Raw genomic sequence first — 15,188 nt, forward strand, 5'->3', positions numbered from 1 at the left:
CGGTGCCAAGGTGCTGGTGGCGCATCGGGCCATCGTCCGAGAAATTGACTTCGGGGAGGGAGTGCGTGTGTTTTTTCAAGATGCGGCGATTATCCCCAATCGATCCCACACGCCTTCAACCTGCCGCAAGCGCTAAACTCCTAGGGTTTCTACCAATATCCATTCCTCGTTTCTATCCCTTTCACAACTGGAAAAACAAATGAAAAAACACGCTTTGTGGTTGATAAGCGGCCTGATGGCTACCCTGGTCTTGACGGCTTGCGGCAAAAAGGAAGAGCCCGTGGCGGCAGCGCCTGCGCCGGTGGCCCCCCAAGCCATTGTTATCGGCCTGGATGACAACTTCCCGCCGATGGGTTTTCGCGATGACAAGAACGAGCTGGTCGGCTTCGACATCGATCTGGCCAAAGAAGCCGGCAAACGCCTGGGTGTCGAAGTCAGCTTCAAGCCGATCGACTGGAGCGCCAAGGAGTCCGAACTCAACGGCAAACGCATCGACGTGCTGTGGAACGGCCTGACCATTACCGAAGAGCGCAAGGCCAACATCCTGTTCACCAAGCCCTACCTGGAAAACCGCCAGATCATCGTGGTGACCGACACGTCGCCCATCACCAACAAGGCGCAACTGGCCGGCAAGGTGGTCGGCGTGCAGGACGGCAGCAGCGCCGTGGAAGCCATCCAGAAGGATGAAGCCACGGCCAAGTCGCTCAAGGAAATCAAGAAGTTTGGCGACAACGTCACCGCGCTGATGGACCTCTCCATTGGCCGCCTTGACGCGCTGGTGGTGGATGAAATCGTCGGCCGCTATTACGCTGGCAAAAAGCCGGGCGAGTACCGTGTGCTGGAGGAAAACTTCGGCACCGAAGATTACGGTGTGGGCACCCGCAAGGATGACACCGGGCTGGCCGCCAAGCTCGACAAGGCGCTCGATGACATGAAGACCGACGGCACCGCCGCCAAAATTTCGACCCAGTGGTTTGGTCAGGACATCGTCAAGAAATAAACCGACGGACACACCAAGCTGTCATTGCGGGGTCCGGCATGACAGTCTTGTTCTTTCGCGTTAAAACGCCTGAGTTGCCAAGTCGGATTTAGCTTCAGCGGGCTCTACACTTTGCCATGAACTACCTTGCCGACATCTTGCCAGCCCTGTTGCGGGGCAGCAGCATCACGCTCCAGGTTTTCCTGATCACCTTCGTGCTGGCGGTGCCGCTGGGCCTGGCGTTGGCGCTGATCAGGATTTCGCGCTTTGCCTTGCTCAGCACACTGGTCAACGGCTATATCTGGCTGATGCGCGGCACGCCGCTGATGTTGCAGATGCTGTTCATCTACTTTGCCCTGCCCTTCATCCCGGTCATCGGCGTGCGCTTGCCTGACTTCCCGTCGGCCATCGTCGCCTTCGTGTTGAACTACTCGGCCTATTTTGCCGAAATTTTTCGCGCCGGCATCCAGTCGATCGACCGCGGGCAATACGAGGGCGCCAAGGTGCTGGGCCTGAGCTATCCGCAAACCATGCGCCGCATCGTGCTGCCGCAAGTGCTCAAGCGCATCCTGCCGCCGATGAGCAACGAGACCATCACGCTGGTGAAAGACACCTCGCTGATTTACGTGCTGGCCATGAACGACCTGCTGCGCGCGGCGCGCGGCATTGTGCAGCGAGACTTCACGACCATGCCCTTTGTGGTGGCCGCCGCCTTCTACCTGTTCATGACGCTGGTGCTGACCTACGGCTTCCAGCGTCTGGAAAAAAAGTACGCTGTTTATGACGAATAGCCTGATGAACAATTCGATGATCCGCGCCGTGGATGTGCACAAGCGCTTCGGTCCGGTCGAGGTGCTCAAGGGCGTCTCGCTCGACGTTGACCGAGGCGAGGTCATCGCCATCATCGGGCCATCGGGCTCGGGCAAAAGCACCTTTTTGCGCTGCCTGATCCATCTGGAAACGATCCATCGCGGCAGCATCGCCATCGCGGGCGAAGCCTTGGTGAGCACCGACGCCCAGGGCCATTGCCGCTACGCAGCGCCCGCCGACCTCAGCCGCATCTGCCGCAAGATGGGCATGGTGTTTCAGCACTTCAACCTGTTCCCGCACCTGACGGTGATGCAGAACATCATCGAGGCACCGCTGACCGTCAAGGGTGCGCGGCTCGACGAGATTGTGCCCAAGGCCGAGGCGCTGTTAAACAAGGTGGGCTTGTTTGACAAGCGCGACAGCTATCCGTCGCGCCTGTCGGGCGGCCAAAAGCAGCGCGTGGCCATCGCCCGCGCGCTGGCCATGGAGCCCGACATCATGCTGTTCGACGAACCCACCTCGGCGCTTGACCCCGAGCTTACCGGCGAAGTGCTCAACACCATGCGCGCGCTGGCCGAGGAGCGCATGACGATGATTGTGGTCACCCACGAAATGGCTTTTGCCCGCGAGGCGGCGGGCCGTGCTGTTTTCATGGACGGCGGGGTTATTGTCGAGTCGCGCCCGGCGCGCGAGCTGTTTGCCGCGCCTGAGCATCCCCGCACGCAGGCGTTTCTGGAAAAGATGCTTTAAAGGCCACTTTTCATTCAGCCGTGACCAGCCTGCCCAGCTTGGGCAGCGCCGCCAGCGCATTGCGCGTGGTAGCCGCAGCCAGTTCGGCTGCACTGATGCCGCGCAGTTCGGCCAGCGCGGCGGCTATGCGCGGCAGCTCGGCGGGTGAGTTGACACCCTGCACTTCACCCGCCTCACGCTGTTGGGCAGTTTTGTAGAGCCAGTGCGGCGGCATGTCGGGGGCGTCGGTTTCCAGCACGATGGCGTCCAGCGGCAGGCTGGCGGCGAGGCGGCGCAGTTGCAGCGCCCGCTCATAAGTCACGGCACCGCCAAAGCCAAGCTTGAACCCCAGATCGATGAAGCTCTGTGCCTGCTGGGCACTGCCGTTGAAGGCGTGCGCAATGCCGTGCCAGTCGGCACGCGCCACGGCGCGCAGCCCCTTGAGCACCTGATCGACCGAACGGCGCACATGCAACAACACAGGCAAGCCGTATTTGCGCGCCAGCTTGAGTTGGGTCACATAAAAGTGCTGCTGACGCGCGCGCAAGGGCGCCACGCGAAGTTCGGGCACGAACAGGTCGAGCCCGATTTCACCCACCGCGACCAGACGCGGGTCATCCCGATGTTGCTGCAGCGCGGCGTCGAGCCGGTCCAGATCGTCGTCTTGCGCGGTTTTGACATAGAGCGGGTGAATGCCCAGCGCATACGCATCACCGCCGGCATGGGCCAGCGTGCGTACTGCCTCAAAGTTGGCCACCGCAACCGCTGGCAGCACGCACATGGCCACCTGCTGGCGCGCCGCCTGCGCCCGCACGGCGGCAGCGTCAGGGCCGAACTCCGGGGCATCCAGGTGGCAGTGGGTGTCGATGAACATCGCGCCCAAGCGGCGTGCCCGCGCCGCTTCAGGCGGTCTGGCGAGAGGCCAGAAACTGCCCCAATCTGGCGTCGTCTTCGGGCACATGGCGTTCACACCAGTCGCGCATCAGTGCGGCAATGGCGGGCTTGTTCATGTAGCCCTTGCCCACGTCCATGCTGCGCCCGATCAAGCGATCCAACAGCGTTTGGTGCTGCGCCGCATGGGCGGCCAGCTCAGGGTAGTCAAGGCGGCGCATGAGCGCTTCCTCAAGCTCAAACTGGGCCCGCGCCTGCTTGCAAAGCGACACGATGGTGGAGCGCAATACGGTCAGGTCATCGGAGGCGAGAAACGCGTTCGTCAGAGCGAACAGCTTTTCCTGCATGGTGTCCACCTCGGCATCGCCAATTTTGTAAGTTGTTTGCCATTCCACTGTCATCTTGACACCTCAAAAAAATCAGATTTGCACCTTGCAAATGCTAAATAAAAATCCTCGTCAGCTTTCCTGAACAGGAGCCGACTCGGTCAATTTGCCTTGCACCAGCCTGAGTTGGCGGGCGCAGCGGGCCGCCAGTGCTTCGTCGTGGGTAACCACAATGAAAGCGGTTCCTTGCGTGCGCGCCAGTTCCAGCATCAGGTCAAACACGCCGTGCGCGGTGCTGCGGTCCAGGTTGCCGGTGGGCTCGTCGGCCAGCACGCAGGCGGGTTGCGTGACCAGCGCGCGGGCAATGGCCACCCGCTGACGTTCGCCGCCAGAGAGCTCTGCCGGGCGATGATACAGGCGGTCGGCCAGACCCACGCTGGTCAACATTTTGGTGGCGATTCGCGCCGCGTCAAAGTGCGTCATGCGCCTGATCCATAACGGCATGGCCACGTTGTCAAGCGCACTGAACTCAGGCAGCAGGTGGTGAAATTGATAGACAAAACCCAGGTACCGGTTGCGCAGGCGGCCCTGCTCGGCTGCGCTCTGGCGGGCCATGTCCTGCCCCAGCAGCATGACCGAGCCGCTGGTCGGCGCGTCCAGCCCGCCCAGCAAATGCAGCAGCGTGCTTTTGCCGGAACCCGAGGCGCCCACGATGGCCAGTGTGTCTCCGGCGCACACATCAAGGTCCACGCCTTGCAGCACGGTCACGTCGAGCCGCCCTTCGGCAAAGCGTTTGGTCAGGCCGCGGGCACTGAGTACCAGCTTGGGATCGAGGCTGGAATTATTCATAACGCAACGCCTCCGCCGGGTTAACGCGGCTGGCGCGCCAGCTCGGATAGAGCGTGGCCACAAAAGCCAACACCAGGGAAATCAGGGTGATCGGCATGATGTCGCCCTGTTGCGGGTCGCTCGGCATGCGGCTGATCAGGTAAATGTCGCGCGGCAAAAAGCTGGCATCCAGCAACTGCTCCAGCGCCGGCACGATCACGTCGATGTTGAAAGCCACGGCCAGGCCCAGCGCCAGTCCGGCGAGTGTGCCGATCACGCCCACCATGGCACCCTGCACCACAAAAATCCCCATGATGGAGCCCGGGCTGGCCCCCAGCGTTCGCAAAATGGCAATGTCGGCGCGCTTGTCGGTGACGGTCATCACCAAGGTGCTCACCAGGTTGAAGGCGGCCACCGCCACGATCAGCGTCAGGATGATGAACATCATGCGTTTTTCCAGTTGCACTGCGGCAAACCAGGTGCGGTTTTGTCGCGTCCAGTCGCGAATCAAGAGCCTGTCGGTGAGCGTACTGGCCAGCTCGGCGGCCACCTCGCGTGCCTGGTGCAGGTCGCGCAGCTTGACGCGCACGCCGCTCGGGCCTTCCAGCCGGAAGATGCGCGCGGCATCTTCGATGTGCATCAGCACCAGGCCTGAGTCGTATTCAAAATGGCCCGAATCAAAGGTGCCGACCACGGTCATCTGCTTCAGGCGCGGCACCACGCCGGCCGGCGTGACCTGGCCGCTGGGGGCCACCAGCGTCACCTTGTCGCCCCTGATCACGCCCAGGCTGCGCGCCAGCTCGGCGCCCAGCACCACGCCGAACTCGCCAGGCATCAGCTGATCGAGCCCGGTGTTTTTAAGCTCGCGCGCCAGGTCGGTCACTTCGCCTTCGCGCGCCGGATCAATGCCACGCACCAGTGCGCCTTTCATGTCTTCGCCCCGTGCCAGCAAGGCCTGGGTGGCAATAAACGGAGCGGCACCAATCACGGCCGGGTTGGCGCGCACCTGCGTCAGCGTGCGCGCCACGTCGGGCAGGGCTTCACCGTTGGGCGCAAAAATCTCGATGTGCGAGACCACGCCCAACATACGGTCGCGCACCTCTTTCTGAAAGCCGTTCATCACACTCAGCACAATGATCAACGCTGCCACGCCCAGCGCAATGCCGAGCATCGAAACGCCCGAAATGAACGAGATAAAACCGTTGCGCCGGGTGGCACGGCCAGCGCGCGTGTAGCGCCAGCCAAGAATAAGTTCATAGGGGAGTTGCATGGCTTACTGACCGGAGGGTGAACCGGGTGTTTCCCAGACGTCACCGGAAATGGCCGACTTCGCACCAACTTTGGCCCAAGCCGCGTTGGCGGCATCGCGGCCGGACAGCGCTGCGCGTTTGTCAAAAAACCGGGCGGTTTCCATGGCACTGATTTTTTCAGCAATGGCCACCACAAAAAATTGGTTCATGGTGGTGTCATCCTCTGCTGCAATCCGTTTTGCGGCCTGTTTCAGTGACTCGGGCAAGCGCAGGGCGTAATTGCTCATGGTGCCACACTCCTTGGTAAGTGAAATTGATGAAAGGTCTGTTCGGGGTTCAACACCAAAATACCAAAACGCTGCGCTGGTTTGAAATCGCGCAAGTTGTAAGTCACGATCGCCCTGGCTTGCGCGTTGACGGCGGCTTCCAACACCATCTCGCCTGCCGGATCGCGCAATTGGGGCCGCCACTGGTAGTGCGTCACAACCGGCAAGATCAATCCCGCCAATTCATTCAGGATGGCATCAATGTCGGGGGGCTGCAAGCCGCAAGCAAGCATTTGCTCGGGTCGTTTGAGCACATCCTCGAACTCCAAAAACAATGCCGGACTGCAACACATGGTGACCACAGACCGACGCACCAGCTGCATCAGCGCGAACGACGGCCCTGCCGCATTGCGCGTGGCCGCCACCAATATATTGGTATCCAGCGTCAGGCGAGGCATTATTTTCATATTGCCGGGGATATTAGCATAATGGTTCGAGACCTGCGTCTGCGTGGCAAGGCCAACGAGCAGACCAATGGGTTTACCAGCCTTTACGCGCTCGCGGCATACTCAATCTGCCACACCGCCACATAATCAGGTATTGAACCCTTTGAGAGGACAGCACCATGGGACTCCCTGCACACCATTGCGCTTTTGGCGCCGACGATTACCTGACCTGGGAAAGCACCCAGCTGGATCGCCATGAATACCTCGATGGCGAGGTGTTTGCCATGGCCGGTGCCGAAGACCGGCATGTGACGGTCACAATGAACATCGCCTTTAGCCTGCGTCAGCATCTCGGCGGCAGCCCGTGCCGCACTTATATGAGCGACATGCGTGTGCATGTAGATGCAGCCAACAGCTATTTGTACCCTGACGTGCTCGTGACCTGCAGCGCGCAGGATGCCGCCAGCCCACTGGTCAAGACCGAGCCCAAGCTGATCGTGGAGGTGCTCTCGCCCAGCACCGCCGCCTATGACCGGGGGCTCAAATTTGGTTCTTACCGCAGTCTGGAGAGCTTGCAGGAATACGCGCTGGTTGACCTGGACAGCCGCAGCACTGACTGCTATCGCAAAGGTGCAGACGGTTTGTGGGTGCTTCACCCCTTTGCCAAAGGCGAAGCGGTGGTACTGGCCAGCGTGGCCCTGACGCTCAGCGCCGAGCAGTTGTTTACCGACGTGTTGGAGGCCTGATCGCCGTATGCATTTGCTGATTCCCTATGCCGCCAGCCATGCCGAAGGCTGCCAGGCCGCGCTGGCCACGTTGAAACTTCCCCATTTGCAAAAACTGATCAACCGCCTGAGCCCGCAAGCCATCGACCTGGGTGACGAGCTGAGCTGGTCGCCGCCGCACGAACGCGCACTGGCGCGCAGTCTGGGGCTGCCAGTGGCCGACGGCCAGATTCCCTGGGCGGCACTGGAAGCCCAAAAACGCCCCGAACTGGCGCAGCTGCCAAAACAGCAGCAAGGCGCCTGGGCTTTTGTCACGCTGTGCCACTGGCAGGCCACCACGCACGAGGTCACCATGCGCCAGTTGCCCATGCGCGACATGAGCGCCGCTGAATCCGACGCTCTGTTGGCGGCGATGCAGCCGTTCTTTGCGCAAGACGGCATCACGCTTTACCCCTTTGAGACCGGGCGCTGGCTGGCGCAGGGCGCAGTCTTTGCGGACCTGCCCAGCGCCTCGCCCGACCGCGTGCTGGGCCGAAACTTGTCGCCCTGGGTGCCCACTGCAGCCCAGGCCAGCGGCTTGATCCGGCTGGTGAGCGAAATGCAAATGCTGCTCTACACCCACCCCATCAACGATGCCCGCGACCGGCGTGGCGCCACCCCCATCAACGCCATCTGGTTCAGCGGCAGCGGCGCTTTGCCAGAGGGGCGTCCAAACCCCGCGCCCGAGCAGCCGGTCATGGCTAAAACCTTGCGCGAAGCTGCCCTGCAAGACGATTGGGCCGGTTGGGCCAGCGCCTGGCAGCAGATTGATGCCAGCCAGGTCAAGCCACTGCTCGACGCGCAGGCGGGTGGTAAAGATGTCCAGCTCACCTTGTGCGGCGAACGCCACGCCCAAAGCTGGGTCAGCCAGGCTTTCACCCTGAAGCAAAAATTCAGGCAACTTTTTGCCCAAACCACCACACAAAGCGTGCTCGAACCCCTATGAAAATCATCGTGCGAGATGCACCCCCGCGTGCCGTCTGGGCGCTGGAGCAAGCCGGCATTCACCCGCTGCTGGCGCAGCTGTATGCCGCGCGGGGCGTGCAAGACCCGCTGGAACTCGATGCCGCACTGGCGCGTCTGCTGCCGCCTGCCAGCATGAAAGGCACGCTTGATGCCGCCCAACTGCTCTCTGACGCCATTTGCGACGACAAAAAACTCTGCATCGTGGCCGATTACGACTGCGACGGTGCCACTGCCTGCGCGGTGGGCGTGCGCGGCCTGCGCCTGCTCGGTGCCCGGCATGTGGACTACATCGTGCCGGATCGGGTGCAAGACGGCTACGGCCTGACGCCACCGATTTCCGGGCGCGTCAAAGCCAGCGGCGCCGATGTGCTGATTACCGTCGATAACGGCATTGCCAGCTTTGATGGTGTGGCGGCAGCCCGGGCGCTGGGCCTGCAGGTGCTGGTGACCGACCACCATTTGCCCGCCCTGCGCGCTGGCCAAATTGAACTGCCCGATGCCGACGTGATCGTCAACCCGAACCAGCCCGGCTGCACGTTTCAGAGCAAGTCGATCGCCGGGGTCGGCGTGATGTTTTACGTGCTACTGGCGCTGCGCGCCGAACTGCGCCAGCGCGGACTTTTCACCGCGCAAAGTCAACCCAAACTCGACGCGCTGTTGCCGCTGGTCGCCCTGGGCACCGTGGCCGACGTGGTCAAGCTCGACACCAACAACCGCCGTCTGGTGGCGCAAGGCCTGAAACGGGTGCGCGCGCTGGCCATGCCCGCCGGACTGGCGGCCTTGTTCACAGCCGCCTCGCGCGAGGCCAAAACAGCCACCACTTTCGACTTCGGCTTTGCGCTGGGGCCGCGCATCAACGCCGCCGGGCGCTTGAGCGACATGACGCTGGGCATTGAATGCCTGTTGAGCGACGATGCCGGTCGCGCCCAGGAACTGGCCAAGGCGCTCGATGCCATCAACCGCGAGCGCCGCGACATCGAAGGCAATATGCGCGAACAGGCGCTGGCCGTGGCCGAGTCGCTGTTTGAAGAAGCCGCAGAGGCACCACCGGCCATTTGCGTGTTCGACCCCGACTTTCACGAGGGCGTGGTCGGCATTGTGGCCTCGCGCATCAAGGACAAATTTCACCGCCCCACGTTCGTTTTTGCCAGCAGCGGCGCCACCGGCCATGGCCATGAACTCAAGGGCTCGGGCCGCTCGATTCCCGGCTTTCACCTGCGCGACGCGCTTGACCTGGTGGCCAAGCGCCACCCCGGCGTGCTGCTGCGCTTTGGCGGCCACGCCATGGCGGCGGGCTGCACCATCGCCGAAGAACATTTTGAAACCTTCGAGCAAGGCCTGGCGCAAGTGGCCCAGGAGTGGCTCGATGCCGCCACGCTGACGCGCCGCCTCGACACCGACGGCGCGCTCAAGCCCGAATACCGCCGCCCCGACCTGGTGGACACGCTGCACCACGAAGTCTGGGGTCAGGGCTTTGCCGCCCCCACCTTCAGCGAAGAGCTCGAAGTGGTGTCGCAACGCCTGGTGGCTGAAAAACACCTGTCGCTCAAGCTCAAACACCGCGGCGAGCCGGTGGATGGCATCTGGTTCGGCCACACCGAGCCGCTGCCTGCGCGGGTCAAGCTGGCGTTCCGGCTCGATGTGGACAGCTGGCGCGGCGAACGCCGGGTGCGCTTTCTGGTCGAGGCAGCAGAACTACCCGCCCCGACCTAGAATCGTCACGACCATGAACACCCTCAACGCCGACCTGCATTGCCACTCTGTCGTCTCCGACGGCACCCTCACCCCTGAAGAACTGGCCCAGCGCGCCAAAGCCCAGGGTGTGGAATTGTGGTCGCTGACAGATCACGACGAAATCGGCGGCCAGGCCCGCGCTGCTGCTGCGGCGGCGGCGTGCGGTCTTGACTACCTGACCGGGGTTGAAATTTCGGTTACTTTTCTGCATCAAACCGTGCACATCGTCGGACTGGGTTTTGATGCCGACAATGCGCAACTGCATCGGGGTTTGCAGCAAACCCGGGGCGGGCGCTCGCAACGCGCCCAGGAAATGGCAACCGACCTGGCGCGCGTCGGCATCAAAGGCGCTTTTGAAGGCGCGCTGAAGTATGCCGGCAACCCCGACCTGATTTCGCGCACCCATTTCGCCCGCTTTCTGGTGGAAACCGGGGTCTGCAAAGACACTTACGAGGTGTTTCGCAAATACCTCACCGAGGGCAAGCCCGGTTTCGTGGCGCACCGCTGGGCCAGCCTGAAAGATGCCGTGCACTGGATCACCCAGGCCGGCGGCATGGCGGTCATTGCGCACCCGGCGCGCTACAAATTCAGCGCCAACGAAGAGCTGGCGCTGTTCATCGAATTCAAGGCGCTCGGCGGCAAGGGCGTTGAAGTGGTCACCGGCAGCCACTCGGCCGCTGAATGTGTCAGTTATACCGAGACCGCGCTTGAATTCGGCTTGGCAGCCTCGCGCGGCAGCGACTTTCATAGCCCAGCCGAAAGCCGCACCGAGCTCGGCAGCCTGCCCGCCCTGCCGGGCCAGCTGACACCGGTGTGGCAACTGCTGGCCGAGCGCATTCAGCACGCCCGCGCCCCGGCGCGGGTCTAAGGACACTCCGCATAACTCCCGGCGATTTGTGGCAGCGCAGCCACCCCAAATGATGAAACACGTTCGTCACAGCCAGCCAGCCATGTCTGGCCCGATGCCGCACACGGACCTTGAACAGAGAAGCCGTCACTGCGAGCGTAGCGCGGCAGTCCATGCAGTCCGGGTGCATGGATTGCGTCACTTCGTTCGCAATGACGGAGTGTTCATGGAAAGCGAAGCGTGGCGATCCATGTAGTCCGGGGAGATGGATTGCTTCACTGCGTTCGCAATGACGGGGGGTTCGCAATGACGATGTTCTTTCACGTTAATGGTCTGGCCCGGGCCGACGTTGCCGTGCTCACCGCCATCGGTATGGGCAACGCCATGCTGTCAGCTCGCCAAGCCGGTGGGCTGCGACAATAGCGCCATGCCACAACTTTTCGAAATCCACCCTGACAACCCGCAACCGCGCCTGCTCAAGCAGGCCACCGCCCTGCTTGACAAGGGCGAAGTGCTGGCCGTGCCCACCGATTCCAGCTATGCGCTGGTGTGCCACCTCGACGACAAGGCCGCCGCCGACAAACTGCGCCGCATCCGCGGGGTTGACGACAAGCACCACCTCACCCTGTTATGCCGCGACCTGTCGGAACTGGCCACCTACGCCAAGGTGGACAACCAGCAATACCGCCTCATCAAAGCGGCCACGCCCGGCGCCTATACCTTCATTCTGGAAGCCACCAAGGAGGTGCCGCGCCGCCTGAGCCACCCGTCGCGCAAGACCATCGGCCTGCGCGTGCCCGAGCACAAGGTGCTGCAGGAGCTGCTGGCGCTGCACAGCACACCGCTGCTGGCCACCACGCTGATCGCACCGGGCGAGCCTGATCCCATGAACGACGCCGACGAGATTCGCGCGCATTACAAGGGCCGCATTGCCGCCATCATCGACTCTGGCGCCTGCCCGCGCGAACCCACCACCGTGGTCGATTTGACCGGCGGCGACCCGGTCATCATCCGCGAAGGCCGCGGCGCGCTGGCGGTACTGGGGCTTTGACATGGACTTTGCCCAACTGATCCAAACCATCGCCCTCTATGCCATTCCGGTGTTGCTGGCCATCACCCTGCATGAAGCCGCGCACGGTTATGCCGCCAAACACTTCGGCGACAACACCGCCTACAAGATGGGCCGTGTCACGCTCAACCCGCTGCCGCACATCGACCCGGTGGGCACCATCCTGATGCCGCTGATGCTGTACTTTGCCACCTCAGGGGCTTTTCTTTTTGGTTACGCCAAACCGGTGCCGGTGCGTTTTGGTAACCTGCGCGACCCCAAGCGCCACATGATCTGGGTCGCGCTGGCCGGGCCGGGCGCCAACTTTTTTCAGGCGCTGGTCTGGGGCGCGCTGCTGTATGTGTATCGCGGCGCCGGCATCAACGAGCCGTTTCTGGTTGAAATGGCGCAGGGCGGCGTGCTGGTGAATGTGGTGATGGCGGTGTTCAACCTGTTTCCGCTGCCGCCGCTTGATGGTGGCCGCATCCTGGTGGGCTTGCTGCCGTACCGCCAGGCCATGCTGGTGTCGCGCGTGGAGCCGTATGGCTTTTTTATCGTGATGGCGCTGGTACTGGCCGGCGTGGTCAGCAACCTGTGGCTGCGCCCGCTGATGGGCCTGAGCTACCAGCTCATCACCCTGCTGCTCACCCCGCTGGCCTGGCTGACGGGCTGAGCGCAATGCCCCCGAAAGCCATGAGCTGCCTCACTGCCTTCGCAATGACGTGGTTGTTCATGGCAAGCGCAGCGCGGCAATTCGCCACTGCGAGCGCAACGCGGCAGTCCATGCATTTTTGACTTTTTTATTCAAACTTTTCCCATGCGCATCGAACGTTTTCTTACCGGCATCACCACATCAGGCACGCCCCACCTGGGCAACTACGTGGGCTCGATCCGCCCGTCTGTGGGCCACAGCCTGCGCCCTGGTGTCGAGAGTTTTTACTTTCTGGCCGACTACCACGCCCTGATCAAGGTGGACGACCCGGCGCGCATCCAGCGCTCCACCCTGGAGATTGCCGCCAGCTGGCTGGCCTGCGGGCTGGACCCGGACCGCGTGGTGTTTTACCGCCAGTCCGACGTGCCGGAAATCCCCGAGCTCACCTGGTTTTTGAGCTGCGTGCTGGGCAAGGGCGTGCTCAACCGCGCCCACGCCTACAAGGCTGCGGTCGATAAAAACACCGCAGCAGGCACCGACCCCGACGCCGATGTGAATGTGGGCCTGTTCATGTACCCGGTGCTGATGGGCGCCGACATCTTGATGTTCAACGCCCACCAGGTGCCGGTGGGGCGCGACCAGGTGCAGCACATCGAAATGGCGCGCGACATGGCGCACAGTTTCAACCACCGTTATGGCGAGCATTTTGTCGCGCCCGAGGCGGCCATTGAAGACCACGTGGCCACCCTGCCCGGCCTCGACGGCCGCAAGATGAGCAAAAGCTATGACAACACCATCCCGCTGTTTGCGCCGCGCGAGCAACTCAAAAAACTCATCGGCAGCATCGTCACCGACTCCACCGCGCCCGGCGAGCCCAAGGCTGTGGAAGGCTCGACCCTGTTCCAGATTTACCAGGCCTTTGCCAGCACCTCAGAGACCGAAGCACTGCGCCAGGCTTATACCGCCGGCATCTCGTGGGCCGACGCCAAACAGCTTGTTTTTGAGCGCATCGACCAAGAAATTGCGCCGATGCGCGCCGCCTACCAGGCGCTGATCGACAACCCGGCCAAGATCGAGGCCATCCTGCACACCGGCGCCGCCAAAGCCCGCGCCATTGCCACGCCCTTCATGGGCCAACTGCGCCATGCCGTGGGCCTGCGCCCCTTGCAAACCCAGGCCAGCACGACCGCCAAGGCGGTCAAGCAAGCGCTGCCGGTATTCAAGCAATACCGCGAAGCCGATGGCCAGTTTTACTTCAAGCTGCAAAGCGCCGACGGGAAACTGCTACTGCAAAGCGGCGCCTTTGCCTCGCCCAAAGTGGCCGGGCAAACCATTGCCGCGCTGCAAACCGACGGCATCAAGGCCCTACACAGCAGCCCGGTGCCGCTGCAGCCGGGCCAGGACATCACGGAAAGCGACATCGCGGCCGCCCTGCAAGCTTTGCGCGAGAGCAAACAGGCTTAGCGCACTGTACAATTCGCGGCTTCGCGGAGAGATGGCAGAGTGGCCGAATGTACCTGACTCGAAATCAGGCGTACCGCAAGGTACCGTGGGTTCGAATCCCACTCTCTCCGCCACGGCACACACCGTCGCCACCCCATGAACCTCGTCAAGTCCAAACAACGTGTCGCCGACCACGGCGAGGTGTTCACGCCTGCATGGATGGTCGAGGCCATGCTTGACCTGGTGAAGGACGAGTCCGAGCGCATTGACTCCCGCTTTCTGGAGCCCGCGTGCGGCAGTGGCAACTTCATCGTGCAAATACTCAAACGCAAGCTTGCAGCGGTAGAACTCAAATTCGGTAAGTCTGACTTCGAGCGGCAGCATTACGCATTGCTGGGGCTGATGTGCATCTACGGCATTGAGCTGCTGGTCGACAACATTGCCGAATGCCGCGCCAACGTGCTGGATGTGATTGCCAAGTACCTCAACCTGAATGAGACTGATGACCTATACCGGGCCGCAACACATGTGCTGTCGACAAACTTGGTGCACGGCGACGCGCTCACCATGCGCGCCATAGACGACCAGCCAGTCAAAGACCGCCCGCCCATCACCTTTGCCGAATGGGGCTACTTGGGCAAAGGCAAGTTTCAACGGCGAGACTTTCGGTTTGACGTGCTCACCGGCTCATCAAAATATAGCGAGGAAGGTTCACTGTTTGCCGATCTGGGTAAGCATGAGATTTTTACGCCCATCAAAACATACCCGCCCATGACGGTGCGCGAGCTGGCAGCTTTGCAGGTGCCATTGTGATCAACGCTTAGAAAAAGTCGAGCCCATGACTCAAATCATTCCCAAACCAGAAAATCTTGCCAAATTAGTGTTTTTGATCCGTGGCGAGAAAGTGCTACTCGACACCAATCTGGCAGACCTTTACGGTGTGGAAGCCCGCGTTTTGAACCAGTCGGTGGCCCGCAACCGTAACCGTTTCCCTGATGACTTCATGTTTCAGCTTTCAACCGAAGAGTGGTCGGCCATGCGGTCAAAAAATGTGACGAGTTCTCCGCCTGATGCGGGTTTGACATCACAAGTTGTGATGTCAAACGCCCGCGGTGGACGACGCACGCTGCCCTATGCCTTCACCGAGCAAGGCGTGGCCATGCTCTCCAGCGTGTTGCGCTCGCAGCGTGCGGTTGAGGTCAACATCGC

General features: G+C 62.0%; 18 protein-coding genes and 1 tRNA gene. 13 read left to right on the plus strand and 6 right to left on the minus strand.

Annotation, left to right across the window (positions count from 1 at the left end; genetic code table 11):
• Positions 1-199: 199 nt before the first annotated feature.
• The 3 genes from IBX54_RS06870 to IBX54_RS06880 all read left to right on the plus strand — a co-directional run bounded on the left by IBX54_RS06870 (position 200) and on the right by IBX54_RS06880 (position 2,539).
• The gene (locus tag IBX54_RS06870; protein ID WP_296541923.1) at positions 200-1,000 is read left to right on the plus strand and encodes an amino acid ABC transporter substrate-binding protein; all 801 of its coding nucleotides are present in this window, start codon (positions 200-202) and stop codon (positions 998-1,000) included.
• Between the two features lie 116 nt (positions 1,001-1,116).
• Entirely contained in the window at positions 1,117-1,770 is a 654-nt protein-coding gene (locus tag IBX54_RS06875; RefSeq protein ID WP_296541924.1) for an amino acid ABC transporter permease, read from the plus strand.
• Positions 1,771-1,774: 4 nt separating this feature from the next.
• On the plus strand, positions 1,775-2,539 hold the full coding sequence (locus IBX54_RS06880) for an amino acid ABC transporter ATP-binding protein (RefSeq protein ID WP_296541925.1): 765 nt from the start codon (positions 1,775-1,777) through the stop codon (positions 2,537-2,539).
• Positions 2,540-2,549: 10 nt separating this feature from the next.
• Here IBX54_RS06880 and IBX54_RS06885 read toward each other — a convergent pair whose 3' ends face one another.
• Genes IBX54_RS06885 through IBX54_RS06910 form a run of 6 tightly spaced genes read right to left on the minus strand, consistent with a single transcriptional unit; the run spans position 2,550 to position 6,546 of the window.
• Positions 2,550-3,392 (minus strand): TatD family hydrolase, encoded by an 843-nt coding sequence (locus tag IBX54_RS06885; RefSeq protein ID WP_296541926.1) that lies wholly within the window; start codon positions 3,390-3,392, stop codon positions 2,550-2,552.
• Between the two features lie 28 nt (positions 3,393-3,420).
• Positions 3,421-3,810 carry a hemerythrin family protein gene (locus IBX54_RS06890; RefSeq protein ID WP_296541927.1) on the minus strand — a complete coding sequence of 130 codons (390 nt, stop codon included), beginning with the start codon at positions 3,808-3,810 and terminating at the stop codon, positions 3,421-3,423.
• A gap of 57 nt (positions 3,811-3,867) precedes the next feature.
• Complete coding sequence (gene lolD, locus IBX54_RS06895; RefSeq protein ID WP_296541928.1) at positions 3,868-4,584, minus strand: lipoprotein-releasing ABC transporter ATP-binding protein LolD; 717 nt, start codon at positions 4,582-4,584, stop codon at positions 3,868-3,870.
• Positions 4,577-5,833 (minus strand): lipoprotein-releasing ABC transporter permease subunit, encoded by a 1,257-nt coding sequence (locus IBX54_RS06900; RefSeq protein ID WP_296541929.1) that lies wholly within the window; start codon positions 5,831-5,833, stop codon positions 4,577-4,579. Before IBX54_RS06900 ends, lolD begins: the two co-directional genes overlap by 8 nt.
• A gap of 3 nt (positions 5,834-5,836) precedes the next feature.
• Complete coding sequence (locus IBX54_RS06905; RefSeq protein ID WP_296541930.1) at positions 5,837-6,100, minus strand: hypothetical protein; 264 nt, start codon at positions 6,098-6,100, stop codon at positions 5,837-5,839.
• Entirely contained in the window at positions 6,097-6,546 is a 450-nt protein-coding gene (locus IBX54_RS06910; RefSeq protein ID WP_296541931.1) for a putative toxin-antitoxin system toxin component, PIN family, read from the minus strand. The genes IBX54_RS06905 and IBX54_RS06910 overlap by 4 nt, the downstream gene beginning before the upstream one ends.
• 158 nt (positions 6,547-6,704) lie before the next feature.
• Between IBX54_RS06910 and IBX54_RS06915 the strand changes: the two genes are divergently transcribed.
• The 10 genes from IBX54_RS06915 to IBX54_RS06960 form a co-directional block, all read left to right on the plus strand.
• Positions 6,705-7,271: a Uma2 family endonuclease gene (locus tag IBX54_RS06915; RefSeq protein ID WP_296541932.1), complete on the plus strand. Its 567-nt coding sequence runs from the start codon at positions 6,705-6,707 to the stop codon at positions 7,269-7,271.
• Between the two features lie 7 nt (positions 7,272-7,278).
• A complete protein-coding gene (locus IBX54_RS06920; protein ID WP_296541933.1) occupies positions 7,279-8,235 on the plus strand; it encodes a phosphoglycerate mutase in 957 nt (318 codons plus the stop codon).
• Positions 8,232-9,968 carry a single-stranded-DNA-specific exonuclease RecJ gene (gene recJ / locus IBX54_RS06925; RefSeq protein WP_296541934.1) on the plus strand — a complete coding sequence of 579 codons (1,737 nt, stop codon included), beginning with the start codon at positions 8,232-8,234 and terminating at the stop codon, positions 9,966-9,968. The genes IBX54_RS06920 and recJ overlap by 4 nt, the downstream gene beginning before the upstream one ends.
• 13 nt (positions 9,969-9,981) lie before the next feature.
• On the plus strand, positions 9,982-10,857 hold the full coding sequence (locus tag IBX54_RS06930) for a 3',5'-nucleoside bisphosphate phosphatase (protein ID WP_296541935.1): 876 nt from the start codon (positions 9,982-9,984) through the stop codon (positions 10,855-10,857).
• A gap of 406 nt (positions 10,858-11,263) precedes the next feature.
• Positions 11,264-11,887: an L-threonylcarbamoyladenylate synthase gene (locus IBX54_RS06935; RefSeq protein ID WP_296541936.1), complete on the plus strand. Its 624-nt coding sequence runs from the start codon at positions 11,264-11,266 to the stop codon at positions 11,885-11,887.
• A 1-nt stretch (position 11,888) separates the two neighbouring features.
• Positions 11,889-12,557, plus strand: coding sequence for a site-2 protease family protein (locus tag IBX54_RS06940; RefSeq protein WP_296541937.1), 669 nt, complete (start codon positions 11,889-11,891; stop codon positions 12,555-12,557).
• Positions 12,558-12,701: 144 nt separating this feature from the next.
• Positions 12,702-14,000, plus strand: coding sequence for a tryptophan--tRNA ligase (locus tag IBX54_RS06945; protein WP_296541938.1), 1,299 nt, complete (start codon positions 12,702-12,704; stop codon positions 13,998-14,000).
• Between the two features lie 25 nt (positions 14,001-14,025).
• Positions 14,026-14,113: transfer RNA gene (locus IBX54_RS06950), tRNA-Ser, on the plus strand.
• Between the two features lie 22 nt (positions 14,114-14,135).
• Positions 14,136-14,792: an N-6 DNA methylase gene (locus tag IBX54_RS06955; RefSeq protein WP_296541939.1), complete on the plus strand. Its 657-nt coding sequence runs from the start codon at positions 14,136-14,138 to the stop codon at positions 14,790-14,792.
• Positions 14,793-14,817: 25 nt separating this feature from the next.
• Positions 14,818-15,188: ORF6N domain-containing protein (locus IBX54_RS06960; protein WP_296541940.1), on the plus strand; the 371-nt coding region annotated here is incomplete at its 3' end.

Origin of the sequence: Rhodoferax sp. (assembly GCF_014859475.1) — a bacterium.
Lineage (GTDB): Bacteria > Pseudomonadota > Gammaproteobacteria > Burkholderiales > Burkholderiaceae_C > Rhodoferax.